23 protein-coding genes are annotated in these 25,055 nt (G+C 65.3%); 19 read left to right on the forward strand and 4 right to left on the reverse strand.

Features of this window, described 5'->3' with window-relative positions:
• Positions 1-64 precede the first annotated feature (64 nt).
• Positions 65-838: a type III pantothenate kinase gene (locus ACO41U_RS00120; protein WP_485940985.1), complete on the forward strand. Its 774-nt coding sequence runs from the start codon at positions 65-67 to the stop codon at positions 836-838.
• Complete coding sequence (locus tag ACO41U_RS00125) at positions 838-1,872, forward strand: tRNA dihydrouridine synthase (protein ID WP_485940986.1); 1,035 nt, start codon at positions 838-840, stop codon at positions 1,870-1,872. Before ACO41U_RS00120 ends, ACO41U_RS00125 begins: the two co-directional genes overlap by 1 nt.
• Before the next feature lie 57 nt (positions 1,873-1,929).
• Here ACO41U_RS00125 and ACO41U_RS00130 read toward each other — a convergent pair whose 3' ends face one another.
• The gene (locus ACO41U_RS00130; RefSeq protein ID WP_485940987.1) at positions 1,930-4,176 is read right to left on the reverse strand and encodes an FAD-dependent oxidoreductase; all 2,247 of its coding nucleotides are present in this window, start codon (positions 4,174-4,176) and stop codon (positions 1,930-1,932) included.
• 38 nt (positions 4,177-4,214) lie between these two features.
• The gene (locus ACO41U_RS00135) at positions 4,215-4,745 is read right to left on the reverse strand and encodes a hypothetical protein (RefSeq protein ID WP_485940988.1); all 531 of its coding nucleotides are present in this window, start codon (positions 4,743-4,745) and stop codon (positions 4,215-4,217) included.
• 205 nt (positions 4,746-4,950) lie between these two features.
• On the opposite strand from ACO41U_RS00135, the gene ribD reads away from it, so the two are divergent.
• The 7 genes from ribD to ACO41U_RS00170 all read left to right on the forward strand — a co-directional run bounded on the left by ribD (position 4,951) and on the right by ACO41U_RS00170 (position 11,980).
• Positions 4,951-6,066 carry a bifunctional diaminohydroxyphosphoribosylaminopyrimidine deaminase/5-amino-6-(5-phosphoribosylamino)uracil reductase RibD gene (ribD, locus tag ACO41U_RS00140; RefSeq protein ID WP_485940989.1) on the forward strand — a complete coding sequence of 372 codons (1,116 nt, stop codon included), beginning with the start codon at positions 4,951-4,953 and terminating at the stop codon, positions 6,064-6,066.
• Entirely contained in the window at positions 6,048-6,686 is a 639-nt protein-coding gene (locus ACO41U_RS00145; RefSeq protein WP_485940990.1) for a riboflavin synthase, read from the forward strand. Before ribD ends, ACO41U_RS00145 begins: the two co-directional genes overlap by 19 nt.
• Positions 6,676-7,926: a GTP cyclohydrolase II gene (gene ribA / locus ACO41U_RS00150; protein ID WP_485940991.1), complete on the forward strand. Its 1,251-nt coding sequence runs from the start codon at positions 6,676-6,678 to the stop codon at positions 7,924-7,926. The genes ACO41U_RS00145 and ribA overlap by 11 nt, the downstream gene beginning before the upstream one ends.
• Before the next feature lie 66 nt (positions 7,927-7,992).
• Positions 7,993-8,493, forward strand: a complete 501-nt coding sequence (gene ribH / locus ACO41U_RS00155) for a 6,7-dimethyl-8-ribityllumazine synthase (protein WP_298781511.1) — start codon at positions 7,993-7,995, stop codon at positions 8,491-8,493.
• Positions 8,486-9,763, forward strand: a complete 1,278-nt coding sequence (serS, locus tag ACO41U_RS00160; RefSeq protein WP_485940992.1) for a serine--tRNA ligase — start codon at positions 8,486-8,488, stop codon at positions 9,761-9,763. Before ribH ends, serS begins: the two co-directional genes overlap by 8 nt.
• Before the next feature lie 10 nt (positions 9,764-9,773).
• The gene (locus ACO41U_RS00165) at positions 9,774-11,510 is read left to right on the forward strand and encodes a WecB/TagA/CpsF family glycosyltransferase (RefSeq protein WP_485940993.1); all 1,737 of its coding nucleotides are present in this window, start codon (positions 9,774-9,776) and stop codon (positions 11,508-11,510) included.
• A gap of 8 nt (positions 11,511-11,518) precedes the next feature.
• Positions 11,519-11,980, forward strand: a complete 462-nt coding sequence (locus ACO41U_RS00170; protein WP_485940994.1) for a 23S rRNA (pseudouridine(1915)-N(3))-methyltransferase RlmH — start codon at positions 11,519-11,521, stop codon at positions 11,978-11,980.
• A 25-nt stretch (positions 11,981-12,005) separates the two neighbouring features.
• Here the strand turns inward: ACO41U_RS00170 and ACO41U_RS00175 are convergent, their stop codons facing one another.
• On the reverse strand, positions 12,006-14,102 hold the full coding sequence (locus ACO41U_RS00175) for a CDC48 family AAA ATPase (RefSeq protein WP_485940995.1): 2,097 nt from the start codon (positions 14,100-14,102) through the stop codon (positions 12,006-12,008).
• Between the two features lie 37 nt (positions 14,103-14,139).
• Complete coding sequence (locus tag ACO41U_RS00180; protein ID WP_485940996.1) at positions 14,140-14,820, reverse strand: polysaccharide deacetylase family protein; 681 nt, start codon at positions 14,818-14,820, stop codon at positions 14,140-14,142.
• Between the two features lie 239 nt (positions 14,821-15,059).
• Here ACO41U_RS00180 and ACO41U_RS00185 point away from each other — a divergent pair, with 239 nt between their 5' ends.
• The 10 genes from ACO41U_RS00185 to ACO41U_RS00230 all read left to right on the forward strand — a co-directional run bounded on the left by ACO41U_RS00185 (position 15,060) and on the right by ACO41U_RS00230 (position 25,043).
• On the forward strand, positions 15,060-15,626 hold the full coding sequence (locus ACO41U_RS00185; protein ID WP_485940997.1) for an HDIG domain-containing metalloprotein: 567 nt from the start codon (positions 15,060-15,062) through the stop codon (positions 15,624-15,626).
• Positions 15,627-15,704: 78 nt separating this feature from the next.
• The gene (locus ACO41U_RS00190) at positions 15,705-16,352 is read left to right on the forward strand and encodes a response regulator (RefSeq protein ID WP_298781498.1); all 648 of its coding nucleotides are present in this window, start codon (positions 15,705-15,707) and stop codon (positions 16,350-16,352) included.
• Positions 16,353-16,370: 18 nt separating this feature from the next.
• Positions 16,371-17,843: a sensor histidine kinase gene (locus ACO41U_RS00195; protein ID WP_485940998.1), complete on the forward strand. Its 1,473-nt coding sequence runs from the start codon at positions 16,371-16,373 to the stop codon at positions 17,841-17,843.
• On the forward strand, positions 17,840-19,429 hold the full coding sequence (locus tag ACO41U_RS00200) for an MBL fold metallo-hydrolase RNA specificity domain-containing protein (RefSeq protein WP_485940999.1): 1,590 nt from the start codon (positions 17,840-17,842) through the stop codon (positions 19,427-19,429). The genes ACO41U_RS00195 and ACO41U_RS00200 overlap by 4 nt, the downstream gene beginning before the upstream one ends.
• Positions 19,430-19,611: 182 nt before the next feature.
• Complete coding sequence (tyrS, locus tag ACO41U_RS00205; RefSeq protein WP_485941000.1) at positions 19,612-20,895, forward strand: tyrosine--tRNA ligase; 1,284 nt, start codon at positions 19,612-19,614, stop codon at positions 20,893-20,895.
• 142 nt (positions 20,896-21,037) lie between these two features.
• Complete coding sequence (locus ACO41U_RS00210) at positions 21,038-21,883, forward strand: hypothetical protein (protein WP_298781488.1); 846 nt, start codon at positions 21,038-21,040, stop codon at positions 21,881-21,883.
• The gene (locus ACO41U_RS00215; protein ID WP_298781486.1) at positions 21,880-22,746 is read left to right on the forward strand and encodes a lysophospholipid acyltransferase family protein; all 867 of its coding nucleotides are present in this window, start codon (positions 21,880-21,882) and stop codon (positions 22,744-22,746) included. Before ACO41U_RS00210 ends, ACO41U_RS00215 begins: the two co-directional genes overlap by 4 nt.
• Before the next feature lie 172 nt (positions 22,747-22,918).
• Complete coding sequence (queD, locus tag ACO41U_RS00220) at positions 22,919-23,317, forward strand: 6-carboxytetrahydropterin synthase QueD (RefSeq protein WP_298781483.1); 399 nt, start codon at positions 22,919-22,921, stop codon at positions 23,315-23,317.
• On the forward strand, positions 23,314-24,123 hold the full coding sequence (gene folE2, locus ACO41U_RS00225) for a GTP cyclohydrolase FolE2 (RefSeq protein ID WP_485941001.1): 810 nt from the start codon (positions 23,314-23,316) through the stop codon (positions 24,121-24,123). Before queD ends, folE2 begins: the two co-directional genes overlap by 4 nt.
• Positions 24,120-25,043 (forward strand): efflux RND transporter periplasmic adaptor subunit, encoded by a 924-nt coding sequence (locus ACO41U_RS00230; protein WP_298778735.1) that lies wholly within the window; start codon positions 24,120-24,122, stop codon positions 25,041-25,043. Before folE2 ends, ACO41U_RS00230 begins: the two co-directional genes overlap by 4 nt.
• The last annotated feature ends 12 nt before the right edge of the window (positions 25,044-25,055 follow it).

A 25,055-nucleotide genomic window follows, 5' to 3' on the forward strand; every position in this document is an offset into this window, starting at 1 on the left:
TCTTTGGTGTGCGGTTCCGGTTTTATCCGCCGCTTTTTTGGCACGTTGCCTTGGAGGTGCTTTCATGCTGCTCGTCATGGACGTCGGGAACACCACGACGGTCGTTGGCGTCTTTGATCGTGAACAACTCGTGGCGCATTGGCGCCTTTCGTCCATCCTCCACACGTCGGACGAGTGGGGCGTCTACATCCTGACGCTTTTGGGGACGAAGGACATCGCCTCGACGAGGATCGACGGGGCCGTGTTCTGCAGTGTGGTCCCCACGCTGGACGCCCCGCTGGCCGAGGCCATGCACAACTTCTTCCGTGTCGAGCCCCTGAGGGTGGACGCCTCCACGGACACAGGCATGGAGGTCCGCTACGACGCCCCGCGGGAGGTCGGGGCCGACCGCATCGTGAACGCCGTCGGAGGGTGCAGCAAGTACGGCGCGCCCCTCATCGTCGCAGACTACGGCACGGCGATCACCTTCGACGTCATCGCGCCGGACGGCGCCTACCTCGGCGGCGCGATCGCGCCGGGCCTTCAGTCCGGCATCTCCGCCCTGTTCGCAAAGGCGGCGAAGTTGCCCCAGGTGGCCCTGGCCCTGCCCCGTTCCGTGATCGGGCGCAACACGAACGAGTCCATCCAGTCGGGCATCCTGTTCGGGAACGCGGGGTTGACGGATCGCATCGTGGGGATGATCCGCGCGGAGATGGGGACCGAGGTCAAGGTGGCCGCCACCGGCGGGCACGCGGAGGTCATGGCGAAGCTGTCGCAGACGATAGAGTACGTGGACCCCTGGCTGACCCTGGACGGCCTCAGGCTCATTCACGACCGCGTCAGGGGCGGGGCGGACTGATGGCGCCCTGCGAGGTGGCGGGAGGGCCGATTCTTGCGGGGGGCCTCTCCCTGCAGAACCCCCTCTGCCTTGCGCCGCTGGCGGGGGTGACCAGCCTTCCCATCCGGGAGTTCTTCACGCGCCTGGGGGCGTCGCTGACCCATACCGAAATGGTGAGTTGCGCGGGATTGGTGCGACGCAACCGGAAGACCCTGTCCATGCTTCACACCTCGCCGTTCGAGGCCCCCGTCATTCTGCAGCTCTTCGCGCCTGCCGCAGACGTGATGGTCCGGGGCGCCGAAACGGCACTCAATCTCGTCCGTCAAAATGGCGACCCTCCCTTCGCCGGCCTGGGGATCAACATGGCCTGTCCCATGCCGAAGGTGACGAAGCGCGGGGCGGGCGCTGCGCTCCTGAAGAACCCCTCGGAGGCCTTCGCCATGGTCCGCGGCCTGAAGGGGCTGGGGCTCCCCGTCTGGGTCAAGATACGCCGCATCGAGGCCGGAGAGGCGGGGATCGAGGCGACGGTCCGCTTTATCGAGGGGTTGCTGAATTCCGGAGCGGATAACGTCTGCATCCACGGCCGAACCGCCGCTCAGCGTTATGAGGGGGTCGCGGATCGCACGGTCCACGCGGCGGCGGCCCGTCGCTTTCCGGGCTTCATCAGCGCCAGCGGCGACGTGCGGGAGGCCCGTGACGTGCGCGAATACCTTGAGATGGGGTGCGTCCTCGTCATGGCGGCGCGGGGTGCCCTGGGAAATCCGTGGCTCTTCGCCGAGGCGCTCGACGCGCTTGGGTATGCGGTTCCGGAGATGGCACGGGACACGACGTCTACGGGGAGGATGGCGGCCCTTCGCTGGCTCGGCGAGCGCGCGGTGGGGACCTCTGGCGAGGCGCAGGCAGTGATCCTGCTTAAGCGTCTGATGGGCGGGGTGCTGCGGGGGACCAGCGGGGCGGCGGAGCTGCGGCGCCAGGCCGGGTGCAGCAGCAGCATCGAAGAAATTCTTGCGGTCTTTCGGAAGGGGACGGAGGGCGGCGACCCCGCCGTGGAATGAAAAAAGGGCAGGGAAGCCCTGCCCCAAGTTCATCCCTACTAATACAAAATAGGAGCCTTATTTTCCTGGCAGTCCCGCCGCGGCCATGGCCCGCACCAGCACGTCGATGGCCTCGCTGCGCGTGACGGGATGCCCGAAGCGAAACTCCCCGTCGCCCCGATAGATGTCCAGCACCCCCAGGGCGGCCAGGGCGTTCACGGCCGGGGCGTTGGGGTGTTCCGAGGCCCGGAACGCCGTCCGTCCCTTCTGCGGCCGAGGTGCTTCCTGAAATCCAAAGGCGGCGCACAACTCCCTGGCTAGGACCCCCCGCGTCACGAAGGCGTCGGGCTTCCCCTCCGGCGCGGCCGGGACGCTGCGCTTCGCGCCGCAGGCGGCGAGCCCCCTCGCGATCATGGAGGCCATCTCCTTCCGCGTGATCATCTCGTCCGTGCCGAACAGTCCCTTGTCGTCCCCCTTGATGAGCGCCATGGCCAGGACCGGATCGTCCAGGTCCTGGATGTTGTAAGAGGAGGCGTGGGGGTACTCCGACGGCTCCGTCAGCCCGTAGAGGTTGGAGATCTGGATGCTCCTGTAGCAGGGGTGCTCCGGCGGCACGTCGGAGTAGCGGCACAGGGAGAGCTCGACCCCGGCGTTCAGGAGCGCCCACTGCACGTGGAAGGCGGGGAGGTCGCGGAGCCTGACGCCCTCCCTGGTGGAGAGCGCGGCCAGGGCCCCCGCCGCCTGGCCCGTCATCATGCAGATGGGCTGGAGCCGGAGGGCGCCGGCGGAGAGGCGGGACATGGACAGGTTCTTCTCGGCGACGAGGAAGCCCTCGACGTCCGACGGAATGAGGACGTCCATGGGCACCTGAAAGGGACCTCGAGGACGGTTGAGCTCGCTCGACAGAGCCCTCTCGCCAAGCTCCCACTCCATGTCGGAGTCCGTGTCCGCGCCGTGGAGGTCCAGGATGTAGCCGCCAATGGCGATCGCGTTGGGGAACTCGTGGCTGGTCTGACCGTCGCGATAGCTCAGGGAGTTCTGCAGGAGCTCCGCCGACGTCAGCGTGTGCTGTCCCACCGCACGGCGCGACTCGCGGACGTAGGGGATCGGCGGCATCCGGCGGACGACCTCCTGCCACTCCGCCGGGAGCTCCCGCGCCGCCGGCGGCAGCGGGTCGTTCCAGTACTCGTCGTCGGCCACGGACCAGTTCTCCTGCAGCTCGTTCTGGACGTAGTAGATGAAGTGAAGCGTCTTGATCAGCGCCTGGCGCTCGACCTCCTCCCTCAGGGCGGGGTCCTCGAGGTAAGCGGCAGGCAGGCCGCGCCTTCCCTCCCATCCGTACTTTCCCGGAAAGTCGTTGCCCCAGTTGACGCCGCACTTGGTGATGTAGGGCCAGTTCGCCGCGTTGCCGTCATAGGTCCAGGGGGTCGAGGAGTCGGGGAGGCCGCGGTAGGCGTTGTGCGAAACGAAGTTGACGGGCAGGACGACGGGGTATGTCCCCTTGAAGTTTGCGCCTCCGGCGATGACGTAGCTCTCGTAGTTGCGCCGCGCCAGGTCGTAGCCGGGCAGTGGGGCGACGGGCCTCAGCTCCTCCGGAACGCCCCCTGGGTACTTCTTGATGACGGCGGTCCACGTGATGTCCTGAATCATGGCGTCCGGGTTCACGAAGGGGGCGACGGAGTTCCCGACGCGGTAGGGCAGGCCCGTAAGCGGCAGGAGGTCGCCGTACTCCGTCGCGTCGATGAGGACCCTGCAGGCGACGTCCCGTGCCCCTCGCGCCGTCTCGAGGGCCACGCCGCGGACGGTGTTCCCCTCCTTCCTGACGGCAGTGACGGAGGCGTTCGTGAGGACGTCCAGGACGTTCTTTCCGCGGCCGCGCGCTGCGTCCGCCATCTCCATCAGGACGTCGTGGCCGACGTGGGGCTCGAACGCCAGGCTCCTGGCGTCCCAGTAGCAGGTCCCCATGGCCTTTCCTCTCGCGTCGTAATAGTCCTTCAGCTTCGAAACGAACTCAAGGTACAGCCCGCTGCGCGTCCGGCTGAGGTCGTCCATCGTGGAAACGCCCGCCGCTATGGCCTGACCGCCTATCCACGCGCTCGGCTCCACGACGAGCACCGAGGCCCCAAGCCGTGCGGCCTGAATGGCGGCTGCAATGCCGCCCATGCCGCCGCCGGCCACCACCACGTCGTAATCCCTGCGGGCCCCGCGCGACGCCGAATCCGCAGGGCCCGCTGCGAAGGCCGTGCCGACGAAGGCGAGGGCCGCAAGCCACACGGCGGCCCTGAAAGAATGCCACATGCCCATGAACTTCCGATCCGATCTCACGAAAGAAAACCTCCCTAAACCCTTACGATGCCGCAAGGTCAGCGCGCCGCTCTCCGGCTGAGGCGCATCTCCCTGGGTCCTGCCTTGCAGAAGGAGAGCCTGTAGGCTCCCGCGATCCAGTAGTACTCGTTGAGCTTGGGGTCAAAGCGCGGGGCGCTGCCGTACCGTTTCTGTCCCAGCCTCAGGACCTCGTCAAGCGCTTTGGATACGTCCAGCTCCCGCGCGAAGTAGGAGAGGACGTCGATGCGGTAGGCCCGTTCCTCCAGAAAGTAGATCTCGACCCCAAACTCACCGTGAAGCCACGCGCGGCGCAGCAGCTTCTTGTCGCCTCCCACGACGTTGGCCTCCGCCGCTGCATCCAACAGGGCGGAGGCCTGCGCGTAGGTCATACCTGGAGTAAATTTTTCGAGCAGTGCCAGGGCTCGCTCCACACTCCCCGACGCCCAGAGGGGCTGGCCGAGGACCATGCACAGGGCGGCGCACAGCACAAAGCCTATTCCGGTTCTCAACACTGCGCGGAGGGCGGTGTGCGGGGGATGAGGGCACGTTTCGTCTTCTCTCTTCGTCATGACTTCTCCTTACGTTGTCAACGTTGTCCAATAGGGTTCGTCCCGCAAAGGCGACGGCGCGTTCGCATTGGAGTATGATACACCATCCAACGGCATGAGGGGCTGGAAAACTCGGACGTCGTTCTCTTTTTTATCGGGTATAATGTATCTCAAACCGAAAAAGAGCGGCGAAGGGCACCCGCTCTTCCCGGTTGTCTGTGAGGAGATGGACGAGATCGTTGTCAATCGCAGGGTAGACGAATACTATATGCGCCGGGCCCTGTCCCTGGCCCTGCGCGGCACGGGGCGAACCTCCCCCAACCCGATGGTCGGGTGCGTCCTTGTGCGCGATGGACGCGTCCTGGGAGAGGGATGGCACCGCCGATGCGGCGAGGACCACGCCGAGGTTGCGGCCCTGAAGGACGCCGAAGGGCGAGGCGAAACGGCGCGCGGAGCCGAAGTTTACGTGACCCTTGAGCCGTGCTGCCACTTCGGCCGGACGCCCCCCTGCGCCCAGAGGCTGATTCGTGAGGGGGTGTCCCGCGTGGTGGCGGGCACTACGGACCCCAACCCCAAGGTGAACGCCGGGGGGCTGACCGCGTTGCGGGAGGCGGGGGTGGAGGTCACCGCGCCCTGCCTCGAGAAGGAGGCGCGCTGGCTCAACAGGGGGTTCATCCGCGTCCAGACCCTTGGCCGCCCCTGGGTGACCCTCAAGGCGGCGTCCGGACTCGACGGGCGCATGGCGCTGACGGACGGCGACAGCCGATGGATCACGGGCCCTGAAGCCCGCCAATGGGCGCATCGGATGCGAGCCACCCACGACGCGATTCTGGTGGGGGTAGGCACGGTGCTGAAGGACGATCCCGAACTGACCGTGCGGCACACGGAGGGCCAGAGCCCCCTGCGGGTCATCCTGGATTCGCACCTGCGCACCCCGCCGAGCGCCAGGGCCCTTCGCGGTGGGTGCCTGATCCTCACGATCTCCCAGGAGGTGGAGAGGGGGCGGCCCCTGCAGGATGCCGGGGCCCGCGTCGTGCCGCTGCCGTCCCGCGGAGGCCGCGTGGACCTTGAGGCGGCTCTTTCCTTTCTGGCGCGGGAGGGCGTGCTGATGCTGATGGTGGAGGGAGGACCGCGCGTGCTGACCGCCCTGATGGAACGGCATCTTGCGGACTCCCTCTCGCTGTTCGTGGCGCCCAGGGTCCTGGGCGAGGGGATCGGGATGGGGGAGGGGTTCTCGCCGGCCTCCGTCGCTGACTCCCTCAACCTGAGGGACGTCACGTCGCGGCCCGTGGGGGACAACCTCCTGCTGGAGGGGCGTTTTTCATGTTCACCGGACTTGTAGAGGCCGTGGGGAGGGTTCGGGCGTTCGCCAGAGGGGGGAGGGCCTACACCCTCTCGATCGAGTGCCCGAAGATTGCGCCTCAGCTAACTCTAGGGCAGTCCGTGGCGGTCAGCGGCGCGTGCCTCTCCGTCACGGCGCTGCGGGGCGATGCCTTTGACGTGGAGATGATGCCGGAAACGGCAGAGCGCACGTGGTTTCGGGCCCTGCGGCCAGGGACGGAGGTCAACCTGGAGCGCGCCATGAGGCTGGGGGACCGCCTGGACGGACACCTGGTGCTGGGGCACGTGGACGGCACGGCGGTCCTGCGCGAGGTGACCGGGGAGGGCGAGGCCCGAAGGGCCGTCTTTCGAGCCGATCGAGAGCTCTTGCGCGGCATCGTGCCCAAGGGCTCCGTGGCCCTCGACGGCGTCAGCCTGACGGTGATCGACGCGCTGGAAACGGAGTTCTCGGTGGGGTTGATCCCCACGACGCTCAGGTCCTGCACGTTGGGGGCAGCCAGGGTGGGAAGCGTCGTCAACCTCGAAACGGATATACTGGGTAAATATACGGAGCGCCTGCTGAGGGGTTCGCTGGACGGAAAAGGGCTCACAATGGAGGAGCTGAGGGGACTTGGCTATTGAAAAGGGTGCGGTGAAGGACGAACGGCCCCCGTTCGACAAGGTCGAGGCGGCGATCGAGGCAATCCGCAGAGGGGACCTGGTCCTCGTGGCCGACGACGCGGGGCCGGAGGACAAGGGCTACCTCGTGGGGGCGGCCTCCTGCACGACGGCGGAGAACGTGAACTTTATGATGCGGTACGCGCGGGGACTGATCTGCCTTCCCGTCGCCGGCGAGGTGGCCCGCAGGCTTCAGCTGACTCCCGTCGCAGCCCCGCAGCAGAGCAGCGGCAGGGCGGAATCCTTCCTCGTGCCGGTGGACGCACGCGAAGGAGTGCTCACCGGCGTTTCCGCAGCGGACCGGGCCCTGACTGCGCGCCTGGTAGCGTCCCCGGAGGCCCATGCGGAGGACTTCGTGCGACCAGGACACCTCTTTCCTCTGGAGGCGCGCGATGGAGGCGTCCTCGTACGGGCGTCCCACGCTGAGGTGTCCGTGGACCTGGCGCGCCTGGCGGGGCTGCCGCCCGCGGGGCTCTCCTGCGACGTGATGAACGAGGACGGTGCCATCGCCCAGCTTCCGGACCTGCTGGCCCTGGCCGATCAGCATCGTCTGACGTTCATCGTCCTCAAGGACTTGATCGCGTGGCGCTGCCGCCGGGAGAAACTGGTGGAGCGGAGGGTGGAGGTCAACCTACCGACGGAGTACGGCACGTTTCGCGTCCACGCATACCGCAGCAAACTGCAGGACGACGACGCCCACACCCACTTGGCCGTGACCATGGGGGACGTCGCGGGTGGCGAGCCCGTCCTCGTCAGGGTGCACAGCGAGTGCTTTACGGGGGACGTCTTGGGGTCCCTGCGCTGCGACTGCGGGCCTCAGCTCCACGCGGCGCTCTCGATGATCGAGAGGGAAGGGCGGGGCGTGCTGCTCTACATGCGCCAAGAGGGGCGCGGCATCGGACTCCTCAACAAGCTCAAGGCGTACGAGCTTCAGGACGCGGGCATGGACACCGTGGAGGCGAACGTCGCCCTGGGCTTTCCGCCCGACCTGCGCGAGTACGGGACGGGGGCTCAGATCCTGATGGACCTGGGGCTGAAGCGCATCCGCCTGATGACGAACAACCCCAAGAAGGTGGTCGGGCTGGAGGGGTACGGGCTTGAGATCGTGGACCGCGTCCCCATCGTCATCGAGCCGAATCCGTACAACGAGAGGTACATGAAGACGAAGGAGCACCGCATGGGGCACCTGCTCCACCTGCTATAGGGCCGCTTCTCGGAAAACCCGCGCTTCAAGAGATAAAAATAACGATAGACAAACGAGGTGTGTCTAATGCGAGTCATGGAGGGAAAACTGCTGGGGACGGGGCTGTCCGTCGGAATCGTCGCCTCGCGCTTCAACGAGTTGATCACGAGCCGGTTGCTCGACGGGGCAAAGGACGTGCTCCTGCGTCACGACGTTTCCCACAACGCCATCGACGTCTTCTGGGTTCCCGGAGCCTGGGAGCTGCCCCTCACGGTGAAGGAGATCGCGCTGATGGGCAAGTACGACGCCATTATCGCCCTTGGGGCGGTGATCCGGGGGGACACGCCGCACTTCGATTACGTTTCGGCGGAGATGTCGAAGGGACTTGCCCAGGTCGGACTGGAACAGAGGGTCCCCGTGATCTTCGGCGTCCTGACCTGCGACACGCTGGATCAGGCGCTGCTGCGGGCCGGAAGCAAGGCGGGGAATAAGGGAGCGGACTGCGCTTACGGTGCCATTGAGATGGCGAATTTGATGAGGACGATCCGCACGGCGGACGGGACGAGGGGAGGGACGCGCAATGCTTGACCTTCGTTGGATGCTCGCGCACCGCGAAGAGGTGGAGTCGTGTCTGAAGAACCGCGGACACAACTTCGACATGGGCGTGCTGGAGGCGCTCGACGAGGAGCGCCGCCGCATCATCATGGAAACGGAGGACCTGAAAGCCAGGCGCAACGAGGGGTCCCGCAAAGTGGGAGCGGCTAAGGGGACGGGAGAGAACGTTGACGCCCTCATGCAGGAGATCCGCCTCATGGGCGACCGGATCAAGGAGCTGGACGAGAGGCTGCACAGGACGGAGTCGGAGCTGAACGATTGCCTGATGCGGCTCCCCAACCGTCTGAGCGAAACGACGCCCGTGGGGGCGGACGAGGGCGACAACCCCGTCGTCCGGACCTGGGGGACGCCGCGGGAGTTCTCCTTCGAGCCCAAGCCCCACTGGGACGTAGCCGAGGCGCTTGGCATCATGGACTTTGAACGGGGTGTCCTCCTCGCTCAGAGCCGTTTCACCGTCCTGAAGGGGATGGGCGCCCGCATGGAGCGCGCCCTGATCGCCTTCATGCTGGACCTGCACACGCAGAAGCAGGGGTACCTTGAAGTGGAGCCGCCCTTTATGGTGCGGTCCGCGGTCCTCGAGGGGACGGGACAGCTGCCGAAGTTCGCGGAGGACCTGTATCACATCGCGGACGAGGACCTCTGGCTGATCCCCACGGCGGAGGTGCCGCTCACCAACCTTCACCGCGAGAGCATCCTGGAAGAGTCGGCTCTGCCCCTCTACTACACCGCCTACACGCCCTGCTTCCGAAGGGAGGCCGGGGCCGCGGGACGTGACGTTCGAGGAATGTTGCGTCAGCACCAGTTCGACAAGGTGGAGATGGTGAAGCTCTGCACGCCGGAGACGAGCTACGACGAGCTCGAGAAGCTGACGGCAGACGCGGAATCGGTGCTGCAGGCCCTGGAGCTGCCCTATCGCGTGGTGTCCCTCTGCTCCGGGGACATCGGCTTCGGCTCGACCAAGACGTACGACCTCGAGGTCTGGCTCCCCTCGCAGAATAAATACCGCGAGATCAGCTCGTGCAGCAACTGCGAGGACTTCCAGGCCCGCAGGATGAACTGCCGCTACCGTCCGGCAAGCGGCGGCAAGCCGCGGTTCGTCCACACGCTGAACGGGTCCGGCATCGCCGTGGGGCGCACGCTCATCGCGATCATCGAAAACTGCCAGCAGGAGAACGGCAGCGTCGTCGTCCCCAAGGCACTCGTGCCCTACATGAACGGCACGAGCATCATCAAGAAGGACTGAGGGGGTCCGCGTGCCTGACTACGCGACGATCGCCGTCGGCTGTTCCCTGGCGGCGATCCTCTGCATTGTGGTCCAGTTCTGGATCAAGCGGACCCTGCCGATCCGTCAATACAACTACTTTCGCGACCTGCTTCTTCTGGGGATATGGATGCTCCTGGCCATCTGGTTCGGTTCGCCCTACTCCAGGGCGGTGGCCGCCGCCGCCGCCGTTGCGGGGGTCGTCGGGCTTGCCGGAACCCTCTATCACAGGCGCAGGTGGGACCTCTGCTTTTTCCTGATCGGCGTGCTCTGCGCCCTCTGGGGGCCCTCGATTCACTACATACGCTTTTCGGATGGGGACTACATCTACCTGGAGCCCTCCGCCTCCTTTGTTCTGACGACGCTCTGGTTTTCGGCCTTTCCCATCGTCTTTCGCCACCTGGACGAGATCCCCGGCCTGGTGGGGAACGTCCTGGCCGCGACGTACCCCCTGATGCTCCTGGCGGTCCTCCTGATGGAGGGCCCCGCCTCGGAGGCGTTCTTCATGACCTTTGCCGGCCTCGCCCTCCTTGGGGCCTTCTGGAGCCGCTTCGGCAACGTCTACCGCCAGGCGGGAGGAGCCATGTCCTCCATGTGGAGCATCCTGGTGGCGGGCACGGCCATCCTGGGGAGCAGCAAGGGCATCGTCTTCAGCTCCATGTTCTTCCTCTCCATGGGGCTCTACGCCATCCCCGCTATAGAGGTCCTGCTCCTCTGGTGTGGCCGCGCGTTCTCCGAGCGCCCCAGCGGCGGGGGACACCTCTACAGGGCCATGATCGCGCGGGGGCTGGAGCACCCGGACGCCGTTCGCCTCATCGCAGGGCTCTGCGCCCTCGCCAGCATCGCGGCGGCGCTGATCCAGTCCCCGCCGCACACCATGATGCGGGGGTGTTGGGGTGTCGTGGGGCTGTGCGTCTTTGCCGTGGCCTTCTCGCTGTTCCGCCGCCGGGTGAAGGGGAACGCTATCGCCCGCGAGGCCCCCGAACTGTGGGGGGTCCCCTTGGACAACGTCTCCATGAATTACGCGATCTCCCGATCCCGTGGGCTGATCTCCAATCCGCAGGGCACGGGTGCCCAGCTCGTTGCCACCGTCAACGCCCTGGGGATGGTCGAGGCCCTCAAGGACGTGGAGTACCGCAGCATCCTGCGGCGTTCCGCGCTGGTCCTGGCCGACGGTACCGGCCTTCTGTGGGGGATGCGCTTCCTCGGAATGCCGCTTCAGGAACGGGTGGCAGGGATCGACTTCGCCGAACAGCTCTGCCGCACGGCCGCCGTCGAGGGGTGGCCCGTCTACTTCCTGGGGGCGAGCGGCGACACGGCATCCCGGTGCGCAGCGACCCTGTCCGCTCGATATCCGGGCCTGATCGTCGCGGGGACGCGGGACGGGTACTTCGAGATGAGGGACCCGAACGTTCCCGCCGCCGTCGCGGCGAGCGGAGCCAGGGTCCTCCTGGTGGCCATGGGGATTCCTCGGCAGGAGAAGTGGGTCGCGCTGCACGAAAAACGCCTGGGAAAGGTCCTGGCCGTGGGGGTGGGAGGCGCCTTTGACGTCTTTGCCGGGGAGCTCTGTCGGGCTCCGGCATGGGTGCAGAGGATCGGGATGGAGTGGCTCTATCGGCTGTTCCAGGAGCCCGCTCGATGGAGGAAGGACCTTGGGCTGTTCTCCTTCGTGGCGCGGGTGCTGGCGGCGAAGGTGAGGCTCTACCCCACGCGCAGCGCCCCACGCTGACGACGGGGATGAAGGTCCTGATCCTCGCCGTCGGCCGGCCCAGGGAGAAGGCGCTGGCGTCGCTGGCGGAGGACTACCTGGCGCGCATTCGCCCGGCGGGACTGGTGGGGGTGGAGCGCACCCCAGACGTTCCGGCGCGCTCGCCGGAGGAGGCGATGGCGAGGGAGGGGCAAGAGATCCTGCGCCGCATCAGGCCTAGGGACCGGACGATCCTCCTGCGCGAGGATGGCGCCGAGTACGACAGCCCGGACTTCGCCTCGTTTCTTTCCGCTGAAATGGAACGGGCCAGAGGGCGCCTCCTGATGGTGATCGGCGGCCCCTGGGGGACGAGCGACGCGGTGAAGGAGCGCGCGGACAAGGGGCTTTCGCTCTCCCGAATGACCTTCACCCACGAGATGAGCTTTCTCTTCCTGGCAGAGCAGTTGTATCGAGCCTTCTCGATTTTGCAGGGGACTGGATACCACCACTAGGGGTGTGCGCTCAGTGGCGGGCGCGTCAGCGCCTGCCCAGGTCCTCCAGCGCCGCCTCGAAGTGGGAAGCCGCGAGGAGGATCGACTCCGCGCCCTGAGTGATGCTGCTCCTCAGGGCCGCCAGGGCCGCCTTCCGGCAGACGAAGGCGATGTCCGCGCCCGTCATGCCGTCGGTGCGATCCGCGAGGGCCCTCAGGTCCACGTCCGGCGCCACGGGCTTCCTGCGAAGCTCGATCTGAAAGATCGCCTGCCGCGCCTCCGCGTCCGGCAGGGGGAGCTCCAGGATCAGGTCAAACCTTCCGGGCGTAAGACACGACGGGTTCACCAAGTCCAGCCGGTTGGTCGTGGCCAGGACGACGACGCCCTGAAGGTCCTCGATGCCGTTCATCTCGGCCATAAACTGTCCGATGACCCGCTTCTCGGTGACGCCGTCCCCCGCGTTCGCGGGGAGGAGCGACTCGACCTCGTCGAAGTAGAGGATGGAGGGCGCTGCCTGGCGCGCCACGCGGAAGACCTCGCGAAGGGCCTTTTCGGATTCCCCGATATAGCGCGACATGATGGAGGGCCCCTTGACCGGGATGAAGTTGATCCCGCTCTCCCGTGCCAGAGCGCGCGCCAGAAGGGTCTTCCCCGTCCCTGAGGGCCCGTGAAGCAGGATTCCGCGGATCGGTCGGATCCCGCACCTCTCGAAGAGGTCCGCGTGCTCAAGCGGCCACAGGACGGCGTTGTAGAGCTCCGCCTTGACGTCCTCCAGCCCCCCGATGTCCCGCCAGGAAACGTCCGGTATCTCGACGAAGACCTCCCGGATCGCCGAGGGTTCGATCTCCATCAGGGCGGACAGGAAGTGGTGCATTCCCACCTCAAGGGCGGCGACCCTCTCGTAGGGGATCGTCTGGGTCCTGAGGTCAACGTAGGGCAGGACGTCGCGCACGCAGGCCATCGCGGCCTCCTTCGCCAGGGCCTCGAGGTCGGCGCCTACAAAGCCGTGGGAGAGTGCAGCCACCCTCTTCAGGTTCACGTCCTTCGCCAGGGGCATGCCGCGCGTGTGGATTTGAAGGATCTCCAATCGTCCTGCGCTGTTGGGGATCGGGATCGATATCTCCCGATCGAAGCGCCCCGGGCGCCGAAGGGCGGGGTCCAGCGCGTTCGGGATGTTGGTCGCCGCGATCACGACGACCTGCCCGCGCGACTCAAGGCCGTCCATCAGCGCGAGGAGCTGGGCCACGACCCGGCGCTCCACCTGCTTCTCGCTGCCCATGTCCTCGCGCTTCGGAGCGATGGCGTCGATCTCGTCGATGAAGATGATGGAAGGAGCCCGTTCCTGCGCCTCCTCAAAGATGTTGCGGAGCCGTTCCTCGCTCTCCCCGTAGAACTTCCCGATGATCTCAGGCCCGGAGATGTGGGTGAACCAGGCGTCCGTTTCCCCGGCCACCGCTCTGGCGATGACGGTCTTCCCCGTCCCCGGAGGCCCGTAGAGCAGAACCCCCTTGGGGGGTTGGATGCCGAGGCGCTCGAAGACCTGCGGGAAGCGCAGGGGGAGCTCGATCATCTCCCGCACCTTGCGGATCTGCGCCCCGAGGCCGCCGATGTCCTCGTAGGAGACCCTGTGCGGTCGGGCCGTCTTCGCGGGCTTCAGCAGGTTCAGGCAGGTGGACTTGTTGAGCACCACCGTCCCCGCGGGCGTCGTCGCCGTGACGCGAAAGTCGCAGACGCGGGTTCCGAAGAGGTTGACCCGCACGCGGTCCCCCGTGCGGACGGCCGTGTCCTCGAGGGACGACAGCAGGTACTCCTGGTCCTGCTCCTTGTCCGACAACTTCGTTTCCGTCAGGGGCTCCAGGGTGGCGTTGCTCGCAAAGCGCCAGTCCACGGCCCTCTCGACACTGACCGTTTCGTCCAGGGAGGTCGTGGCGTTCTCGCGGAGCAGGCCGTCAATTTGAAGGATGCCGCGGCCCGCCTCCGGGTCCCCGGCCCTGGCGCGGGCCGCTGTTGTCCGCTTCCCCGTGATTTCGATGAGCGCACCTTCCGAGAGCCCCAGCTGCTTCATGTCCTCCGGGTGCATTCTGGCGATGCCCTTCAAGGCATCGCCTGGGTACGACTCCTGCACCTTTAAATCCTTTCGCATCTCCTCACCGCTTCCCGGGGTCAGGCCCCGACGTCCCTCAAACAAGTCCTCCGTCCCATAGCTCGCTCAGGCGGACGAAACGATAACCCTTCAGGCGGAGCGCCTCAACGATCTGCGGAAGCGCCGCCACCGTGTTGGGGACCCCCGAGTGCATCAGGACGATCGCTCCGGGCCTTGCGTTCTCCGTCACCAGCCTCACGATGTCCTGGGATGGCTTTCCCGTGTAGTCCGCAGTGTTCACGTTCCAGAGGCCAAGCTTCAGGTTCATGCGCCGCATGGCGTTGAACACCTTGAGGTTGAAGGCGCCGCCGGGAGGCCGCAAAAAGCGCGACCTCGGCAGGCTCAGGTTCTCAAGGACCTCGTCGCAGCGCTCCGCCTCCCGCATGATCTTTTCGATCCAAAGGGTGTAGAGCCGCGGATGGGTGTAGCTGTGGTTTTCCAGCTCGTGCCCTGCGCGGCTCAGGGAAAGCGTTATCTCGCTGTAGCGCTCCGCGAACTTCCCCACGAGGAAGAAGGTGGCGTGAACGTCCTGCTCCTTCAGCACGGCCATCAGTTCCTGCATTCCGTGTTCTCTTGGGCCGTCGTCGAAGGTCAGCGCGACCTCCTTGACGAAGGGGTCCCCCGAGGCGATGCCCCACCGTCGCCGCTCCATCGACAGGGGGCCCCACTCGATGCAGAGGAACAGCGCCAGGGCACACAGCATAAGCTTTCGACACAAAGGGCCTCATTCCTTTATTTTAGTAGGATTCCTTCCAAAACATCGCTCAAGGCACCGCGCCGGCGCCTGAACCACGACATTTCCCCAATCTCAATATCAGCCTAACATGAGAGGGAAGTCGGAGAAAGACACTATATAATACAAGGGATTCATTTTAGATGAAAGCATACCCTTTTTCGTCCGCAATTTTGTTGAGGCGTTTAGGCCCCGGATTCGGTCGAGCTTAGGAGGAGAGATACTTGAAACCTGACAGGGATGCAGCCCTGGCGCTCCTGAAGAAGTACAACACCGAGGAGTCCCACCTGCGCCACGCACTGGCCGTCGAGGGCGCCATGCGCCACTTTGCGAGGCTGGCGGGGGAGGACGAGGACCTTTGGGGCGTCGTGGGCATCCTGCACGACATCGACTGGGAGCGCACCATGCAGACGCCGGAAAGGCACTGCCACCTGGCGCGGGAGTTCCTGAGCGAGGCTGGCGTCGACGAGGAGATCATCCATGCCGTCGAATCCCACGGCTACGGGATCTGCATCGACGTGGAGCCATCGAACGCCATGGAGCGCACGCTCTTTACCATCGACGAGCTGACGGGGATCGTCATCACCGCAGGCCTCGTGCGCCCGTCGCGCTCTCTGGCCAACCTGGAGCTGAAGTCGGTGAAGAAGAAGTGGAAGGACAAGGCCTTCGCCCGCGGGGTGAACCGGGAGCTCATCAAGGAGGGGGCGGAGAGGATGGAGATGCCCCTGGATCGGGTCATCGAGGAGACCATCATCGCGCTCCGCCCCATCGAAAAGCAGATCGGCTTCTAGGCCTGAGGCTGCTTTATATCATTTTTCAACTCAAAACGCGCCCACAACCAGGCGCAGACCGGGAGAGAAGAATCCATTATGACGATCAAAATTTTGCTGGCAGACGATCACCCCCTGACCCGTGCGGGGATTGCGGAGTTCCTTCGACGGGAGAGCTCCTTTTCACTCGTGGCGGAGGCGGAGGACGGCGTGAAGGCCTGGGACCTGATTCAGGAGCTGAAGCCCGACGTCGCGCTCCTCGACATCCGGATGCCGGGGCTGGACGGCGTTTCCGTCGCCCAGAGGGTGAAGACTGCGGGGCTGGCCACCGCGACAATCATGCTGACCTCCTACGACGCTCAGCAGTACGTCATGGCCTCGCTTCGCGCCGGCGCCCGCGGCTTCGTGCTGAAGACGGTGAGCCCGCGGGAGCTCACCGCCGCGATCAACACCGTGTCCAAGGGCGGCCTCTACCTCGACCCAGAGGTGGCCTCGGTGATGGGGGAGCGCGACTTCATTCCGGAACAGCTCTCCGCGCGCGAGAGGGAGGTCCTGCTCCTTGCGGCAAAGGGGCTCTCCAGCAAGGAGGTGGCCAAGCGCCTCTTCATCAGCGAACGCACCGTGCAGACGCACCTGGCCTCGATCTACGACAAGCTGGGGTCCAAGAACAAGACGGAGGCGCTGCTCCTGGCCCTGAAGTACGGGGTGGTCACCCTGGAGGAGCTTTTAGCGGATGACGAGGAATAGCGGCGTACGGGTTCTGCCATGCTGAGGGAGAGGTTCGCCCGATTCCGCGGGACGAAGCACCACTTCCTCGCCTTTCTCCTGTGCGCGCTGCTCCTTCCCTCCATCGCGGTGGTCCTCGTGGCCGTGCTGGGGATGGTGAGCCAGGAGAGGGCCATGGAGGCCGCGGTCCGCTCCTACGTTCAGGACCTGGCCGAGAACATGGCCTACCATCTGAGTTCGGACGCGCGGACATGGTCCTTTCCCTACAGCCTGATGGGCGACGCCTCGCGCTATCCCTTCTTCTCCTGGGGCCCCTCGATCCCCGGATGGGTGGCGCTCCTCAGCCTGGACGGAAAGGTCATCACAGCCTCTCCAGGGGCAATGAACATTGCAGCCATCTGGCGCAATGACCTCCCCATCGGGACGGCGACGCGGGTAACGGACAAACAGGGGGCCCAGTACACCCTTGCGATCTACCCCCTCAGCAAGGGAGACGGGCTAGTCGTTGCCGCCGTCTCATGGGATCAGCTCCTGGGCGGTCTGGTGAGGGTCGTGCGCATGTGGCCTGCGCTCATCGTCCTGATGACGCTGGGGAGCTTCTGGGCTATCCGCCTCCTCTGGAGCCGGCTGGTGTTGCCCCTCAAGTCTCTGGTGGCGGAGATCGACAGCCTGAGCTTGGGAAAGGGCATCTCCCCGGAGCTGGAGCGCGGCGCCGTCAGGGAGATCGAGAGCGTTCACCGCGCCCTGATGCGCTTCTCCAAGGCGGCGGTGGAGAGGGATAACCTCCGCAATCGCTACGTTCGCGACATCGTCAGAGTGCAGGAGAAGGAGCGGCTGGACATGGCCCGGGAGATCCATGACGGTCCGCTCCAGGACATCACCGCCCTCCTTCAGCAGATCCACATGCTGTTGGAGGACGACTCCCCGCAGCCCCGCATCAAGAGGACGGAATCCCTGGCCAAGACGGTCGTACGGGAACTGCGCAGCCTCTGCGATGAGCTGGCCCCGCCCTGGATGGACCTGGGGTTGGCGAGGACCCTCACGGAGCTTGCGGAGCGCCAGTCGCAGAACTACGACGTTCAGGTGGGGGTGGACATCGAAGACGACCTGGACGTGGGGCCGGAGACGACCCTCTCCTTTATGCGCATTTTCCAGGAGGCGATCTCCAACGCCGTTCGGCACGGGGGCGCTACGGAGGTCCACGCGCAGGTCCACGCCGAGAGCGGAAAACTCTTCCTCGATATCCGGGACAACGGAGAGGGGTTTAACGCCCGCGTCGATCACGAGACTCTGCGCCTTCAGGGACATCGCGGCCTGGCCAACATGACGGAGCGGATGTCCCTGATGGGGGGCAGCCTTCAGGTGACCTCGGAGCCGGGGAAGGGGACTCGAATCCTCGCCGCTCTGCCCCTGAGCGTAGCCCTGAACGCGGAGGGGGCGGAGGGCGGAAACGAGGAGAAGATTGGGGCAGCCCCATCAGGGGGGCGGGCGATTAAGGGGGAATCCCATTGAACATCAACTTTTGGGGTGCGGCCGGCGAGGTGACGGGATCGTGCTATTGCCTTGAGGTGGAGGGCCGTCGCATCCTTGTGGATTGCGGCATCTATCAGGGGGAGGATGAGGACCTCAAGAACGCGGAGCCCCTACCCGTCGCACCGGGGGAGGTCGAGGCGATCCTCCTGACTCACGCGCACATGGATCACTCCGGACGCATCCCCTGGTTGGTGAAGAACGGCTTCAAGGGGCCGATTTACACCACCGGCGCTACGGCTCAACTGGTGGATATCCTGTGGCACGACTCGGCGCGCCTGATGGCGGAGGAGGCGGAGTGGAAGACCCGCAAGGCCCTGCGCCGCGGACTGCCCGCCGTCCTTCCTCTCTACGGGGACGGCGAGGCGGAGGCCGCTCTGAAGTGCCTGCGGCCGCTGGAGTGGGAAGAAACGCTGGAGGTGCTCCCCGGAGTTTCCGCCACCTTCAGGGACGCGGGGCACATTTTGGGCAGTTCGTCCATCCTGCTGGACCTGAGCGAGGAGGGGAAGTCCGCTCGCGTCGTCTTCAGCGGGGACTTGGGACAGCAGCAGGCGGCCATCGACGGTACGCCCTCCGTCTTCAAAGAGGCGGATTATGTCCTGATCGAATCGACCTACGGCGACCGCCTCCACAAAGACGACCAGGCGTCTCGGGCGGAGTTCCGCGAGGCCGTTCTGACGGCGCTCAGGGACAGGGGCAAGGTGCTGATCCCCAGCTTTGTCGTCGATCGCGCGCAGCGGATCCTCTTCGAGCTCTCCCTGATGCAGATCGAGGGCTTGTTGCCCGAGGTCCCCATATTTCTGGATTCCCCCATGGGCGTACGGGCGACGGACCTTTACCGTTCCTACGTCGGGACCCTGTCCGACGAGGTGCAACGGTACGCGGCCTCCGGAGTGGACGTCTTCGCCCCCAAGGGTTTTCATAGCGTCTCTACGCCGGACGAGTCCCGGAGCATCAACAACGTCCCATTTTGCATCGTGATCGCAGGCAGCGGGATGTGTTCGGGCGGGCGCATCATCCACCACATCAAGCACAGCGCATGGAACCCTAAAAACCACATTGTCTTCGTCGGGTATCAGGCCTACGGCACGCTGGGCCGCCGCATCGTGGATGGTGAGCCCCAGGTGCGCATCGGCGGAGAGGACGTCGCCGTGCGGGCCAAGGTCCACACCATTGGAGGCTTCTCCGCGCACGCGGACCGCGACGACCTCCTGGCCTGGGCCGGCAACTTCAGGACGAACCCGCTCTTTTTCGTGACCCACGGCGAGGCGAAGTCCTCCCGGGCCCTTTCCGTCTCCCTTCAGGAGGCGGGGCGACGCGCCATCGTCCCCGGCCTGGGACAGGAATTTGCCCTTGAGCCGAACGCCCTGGCGCGGAAGGTGGCGCAGCCCTCGGCCAAGCCTGCGGCCGAGAGGATGCTGCACGCCATCGACGACCTTGCGCTTCTCGTGGAACAGCTGCGGCGCAGCCCCGGCACCCTCAGCGACTCGGAGGAGGCGATGCACTACCTGGCCGCGTCCCGCGCCCTGCTTGAGATGGCGGCTAACAGGATGAAGGGCGCTTCCTGAAGGGGACTTAGCAGCGATCGATCCGGTTCGGCGCAGCATAGGGCGGCGTTCCCCCGAACGCCGCCACTTTTTTCGTTTATGTTTTATAATAAAAAGGAGCATATGCCTGAGGGTTCCGCGCGCATTTCGTCGCGGCGCGGTCCTTGTTGGCTTTACGTCTTGAGGATGAGAGGGCGGGTTTGATGTCATGCAACGCTTTTGACGTGTTGAAGGCGCGCGGGTACTTCGAGTGGTGCACCGCGGAGGATCGCCTGCGGGAGGTCATGGAGTCCGAGATGGTCACGGCGTACGTAGGGTTTGACCCGACGGCGGACAGCCTGCACGTGGGGCACCTCATCCCTCTGATGGCTCTGGGATGGCTTCAGCAGGCGGGACATCGGCCCATTGCCCTCGCTGGAGGCGGGACTGGCCTGATCGGCGACCCGTCGGGCAAGAGCAAGGAGCGCAACCTGATCACGTTGGAGGCCGTCCAGAGGAACGTAGAGGGGGTGCGCAAGCAGCTGGCGCACTTTCTTGACTTCGACTGCGGGAAGAACTCTGCCCTCCTGCTGAACAACTACGACTGGCTCTCCAAAATGACGTTCCTCGACGTCCTGCATGACGTGGGGAAGTACTTCTCCGTCAACAACCTCATCGCCCGGGAGTACATCAGGAGTCGACTTGAGGACCCGGAAAAGGGGATATCCTACACGGAGTTCTCCTACGTGCTCCTGCAGGCCATCGACTTCAAGCACCTCCACGATCACTACGGCTGCAAGCTGCAGATGGGGGGAAACGACCAGCAGGGGAACCTGCTGGCGGGGACGGAGTACATCCGAAAGACGAGCGGCGGCGAGGCCTTCGGCCTGACGCAGCCCCTCTTGCTCACGTCGGCGGGCACGAAGTTCGGCAAGACGGAGGCAGGAGCGGTGTGGCTCGACGCGGAGCGCACGTCGCCTTACCAGTTCTATCAGTTCTGGGTGAACGCGGACGACCGGGACGTGGAACGGCTGCTGAAGCTCTACACGTTCCTGCCCCTGGAGGAGGTTCGTCTGCTGATGGAGGAGCACGCCGCCCACCCCGAGCGCCGTACGGCCCAGCATCGCCTGGCAGCGGAGGTCACTCAGAGGGTGCACGGCGCTGCAGCCGCGGAGAGCGTCGCGAAGGTCAGCGCCATTTTGTTCGACCCGGACGTGGACCTCTCGAACCTGTCCGAGGAAACCTGCCTGGCGCTGCAGCGCGAGGCGCCCTGCACTGAGGCGAAGCTCTCCATGCCCGCCGGGGTCCTGGACATCCTCACAACCTGCACCGCCTGCGCCAGCAGGGGAGAGGCCAAACGCGCCGTGCGACAGGGCGGCGTTTCGATCAACGGTGTGCGCGTAGCGGACGAGGGAGCCTCCATCGACGCCGACCAGCTGCACTTAGGGCGCTACCTCTTCGTGCGCGTCGGACGCAAGAAGTTCTACGTGCTCTCGGTCGTCCGCTGACGCGGCAGGGTGCTATTCGCCTTATGAGTTTTGTTTTCAGGAAGCGCTGTCGGATCCCTCCGTTTGATGGTCGTTAGGCTGTTCAACGGGTTCCGTGAATGAGTCGGCGTTTCCTGAATCGTTTTGTCCGGAGGAGATGCGGATGATCCCCTGTGTCTGGTACGTTTCAAAAACGGTGGATGCCTGGCGGCGAGCGCTGATCGGCCGCATGGCGGAGTCGCTGAGGTCGCGGGGGCTCCCCCTCTCCCTTTACGTCGATGGGAGCGTCGCCGGGATCGACGCGCGGGATGTCTTCGCCTGGAGCGCCCTGACCGGCCTTGAACGCGCCAGCCGCATCGCCTTCTCCGGACGGGCGCTCTGGCACCTCTGGGGGGACGCCCCAGCGTGGTGGCGGATCGTCCGGCTGCGCTCGCGCGCGGTCCACACGTCCTTCGAGGAGAAAGCGTCCTGGTGCGGATATCCCTCGCGCGTCTTCCCGGACCGGGCAAGGGACGGTGAAGCGCTGATCCTGCCCGCCTTCGATTTTCGCATCTCCGGCGTGGACGAGGAGGGTCCTCTGCCCGTCGTGTGCCTGGGAGGTGCCGCTTTCCAGGGCCTCAAGGGGGCTTTGAGCGGCAACGAGCTCCCGGTGCTCAACGCGGACGACCTCGCCCCGGATGCCCTCACGGCGCAAAGCGGCGTCTTCATCGCAGGGCCTGAGGGGTTTGACGCGCTGAGAGCGGCCTTCCTCACCATGCAGGGACTGGTCGCCGCGGCGATCGAGTCCCCGTACCTGAACGCCCTTCTGGGAAACGAGGGGTATATCCGCGCGGCAGAGGACACGGAGGAGGCTTGGAGATTCACGTTGGAAGCGGCCCTCTCGGAGCGGGGGAGGGCTGCAGCCGTTTCCGCGCGGCACTTCATCAAGGCGCGCTGTTCCCCTGAGCGGTGTGCGGATTCCCTGGTCGCCCTTTACTCCAGCGCCATGGGAGGGCCGGTTCTCCCATGAGCGCTGCGGCGTGCGCGGTCAGAGCCTTTCAGTCCTTCACCGACGTCGGATGGCGCGGACGGATGGTTCAGCGGTTCCTCTACGGACTCCTGAAGCTCGCTCAGCCGCGCCGTGAGAGGATCGACGCCAACCTGCGCCTCGTCTGGCCCGATAGGGACGCGGCTTGGCGCAGGGCCTTCAGGGATCGGGTCTATCAAAACCTGGCTTGGACCGTCACCGAGGTCCTGGCCCTGCAGCGAGACCCAGCTCAGGCGTCCTCGTGGATATCCGGCGTCGAAGGGCGCTCCTTTCTGGACGAAGTGACCGACGGGAGACAGGGCGCTATTTTCCTGGCGGGGCACTTTGGAAACTGGGAGCTCCTGGGGGCGTGGTGTGCTCAGGTCCTCCGGGCGAAAGGGCGGCCGCTTTATGCGGTCTTTCAGGAGCTCCACGACCGCGACCTGTCCGGGGTTCTGAGGGAGTTTCGGGAGAAGGTCGGCATCTCCGTCCTGCCGAAGGCGATGTCCGTCCTTGAGATGGCGCACAGGTTGAGGTCCGGTGACCACATCGCGATCCTGGCGGACGTCTCGTGGCTTGAGGGTGCCCTGACGCTGCCCTTCATGGGACACGAATGCACCAACTCTCCGGGACCTGCGATCCTCGCCATGCTGGCGTCGGTCCCTATCCTCCCCCTCAGCATCTACCGTCAGGGACCCTTTGAGCACAGCGTGCGTTTCTTCCCCCCCCTCTCGATACCCGGCCAGGGGAGCCGGTCGGAGCGGATCGAGGGAGGAACTCTCGCAATCAACCGCGCCCTCGAAGCGATCATTGCCCCACAGCCCGAACTGTGGTTTTGGTTGCACGACCGGTGGAAAAGGCGTTGACGTTCGGCCTCTTTGCGGCCGGTCGGCGTGAAGGCCAGCGACTGCTGCGAAGGTCCTGTATAATGATGCACAAGGAGAGCAGGCCCTTCAAGCTCTCCCTGGTTTTGTCCTTGTAACGGCTTTATGGCGAAAGACAGGTCGGCAGGGACCTGGGGCGGAGGAGAATAGGATCATGTTGCTTCGCAAGGAGTTTAAATTCGAGGCGGCTCACAATCTTGTGCGGTATCATGGGAAGTGCGAACGGCTGCACGGCCACACGTATCGCCTTGCCGTGCTCCTTGAGGGGACGCCGGACGACGAGGGGATGATCATGGATTTCTGCGAGCTCTCCTCCATCGTCAAGGAGCGGGTGATCGAGGTTCTGGACCACAGTTACCTCAACGACACCATCCCTCAGCCGACGGCCGAGAACATCGCCCTGTGGACCTGGAAGCGGGTCGAGGCCCTCCTTAGGCGCCCGAACTGCCGCCTCTTTGAAGTGCGGGTCTGGGAGACCGCGTCAAACGGCGTCGTCCTGAGGGCCTCCGACCCCGTTCTGACGGAGGAAAGGGGAGGGGAGGGACGCTCATGAAGGACGTCCAGATGGAAGCCGACCTACGGGAGATCCAGATCGACCGGGTGGGAGTGAGCAGCGTCCGCTACCCCATCGTCGTCATGTCCCGGCAGGATAAGACGCAGCCCACGGTGGCCTCCGTTTCCATGAGCGTTCTCCTGCCCCATCAGTACCGGGGGACGCACATGAGCCGCTTTATCGAGGCCCTTGAGGACTGTTGCGGCAGGATATCCCCCACCACGCTGGAGGCCGTCACGAAGCGCTTGTGCGACAGGCTGGACGCCCCCGAGGCCTCGATTCGTTTTGAGTTCCCCTACTTCATCCGGCGCCGGGCCCCCGTTTCGGGCATCGAGAGTTTTATGCGCTACGAAGCCAATTTGGAGGGGATTTTCAGCGTCGGAAAGTTTGACATGGTCACGGGCGTGGGCGTCCACGTGCAGACGCTCTGCCCCTGTTCCCGTGCGATCTCAAAGTATGGAGCCCACAACCAGCGCGCCTTCGTCGCGATCAAGGTCCGCTGCACACACCTCATATGGTTCGAGGAACTGATCGCGATGGCGGAGGAAGCGGCCTCCAGCCCGCTCTACACGCTCCTGAAGCGGGAGGACGAGAAGCACGTTACGGAGCGGGCCTATGAGAACCCGCGTTTCGTGGAGGATGTCGTGCGGGACCTCGCCGTTGCGCTGAACCGGGAGCCTCGGGTGTCGTGGTATTCCGTTTCCATCACGAGCGCTGAGAGCATCCACAACCACGACGCCTTTGCGGAGGTCACGCGGGACAAGAGGAAGTCCGCTCCATCCGACGAGGAACGCGGGCAGCGATGACCCGGAGGGGAGATGAGTTCCTCAGCCGACTGGTCTACTACGTCCTCTTTCTGCTGATCCTGCTGGCGGCGATCCGGATATACTTCTCCTGGCTCGACAGCTATAGGTTGTCCCACCCTCAGATCATCGAGGCCTTTGCCGCAGGCTACGTCGAGGAACAGCCCCTCGAGGGGATTCTGCTGTGGGATGAGCAGCCGGTCCTGGCGCCGCAGGACGGGGTGTTCACCTACCCCTCGCCGTTGCCACGCCGGGTCGCGAAGGGCGAGATGCTGGCGGCCCTGGACGGGGTTGCGGTTCGTGCGCCGTACCCTGCCTACTTCTATCCGGCCCTGGACGGCCAGGAGGGGCATTGGTTCTATGCAAAGCTGTGGCCGGACTTCGCTCCTTTCCCGTTCTTCAGGCCCGCCGTCCTTCTGGAGAACGGCATTCAGCTTCGCAAGGGGGCGCCCATCGGCAAGCTAATCCCTCAGCCACAGACGCTGCGCTGCATCGCCTACCTGGACGGCACGCCGTCCCTCCTGCGCAGCCTGCGTATGCGGAGGGCCGCCATCCGCATCAAGATGGAGCCGGAGGGCAAGGAAAGGAAGGCGGAGGTGGTGTCCTTCAAGACGATGGGCCAGAAGGTCAAGGTGTGCTTGAGGTTGCCGTTCTTTCCTCCGGAGGCGCTGCGTTCCCGATCCTTCTCCGCCCGCGTGGTCGCGGGAGATCAGCAGGGAGTCATGGTTCCCGACAGCACCGTGATCACGAAGGACGGTCGGAACGTGGTCTTCCTCCTTCAAGGAAACCGGATCCTCTCGCGTGACGTCGAGGGTTTTCCGGCCGATGCGGGACATTTCTTCATCGTGCGGGGCGTGATGCCGGGGAACAAGCTGATCCTGGATGCCGACACCATTCAGGAGAGCATCGTGAGGATTTGGTAGGAGGGGATTTGC

It is taken from the genome of Fretibacterium sp. (assembly GCF_057312375.1).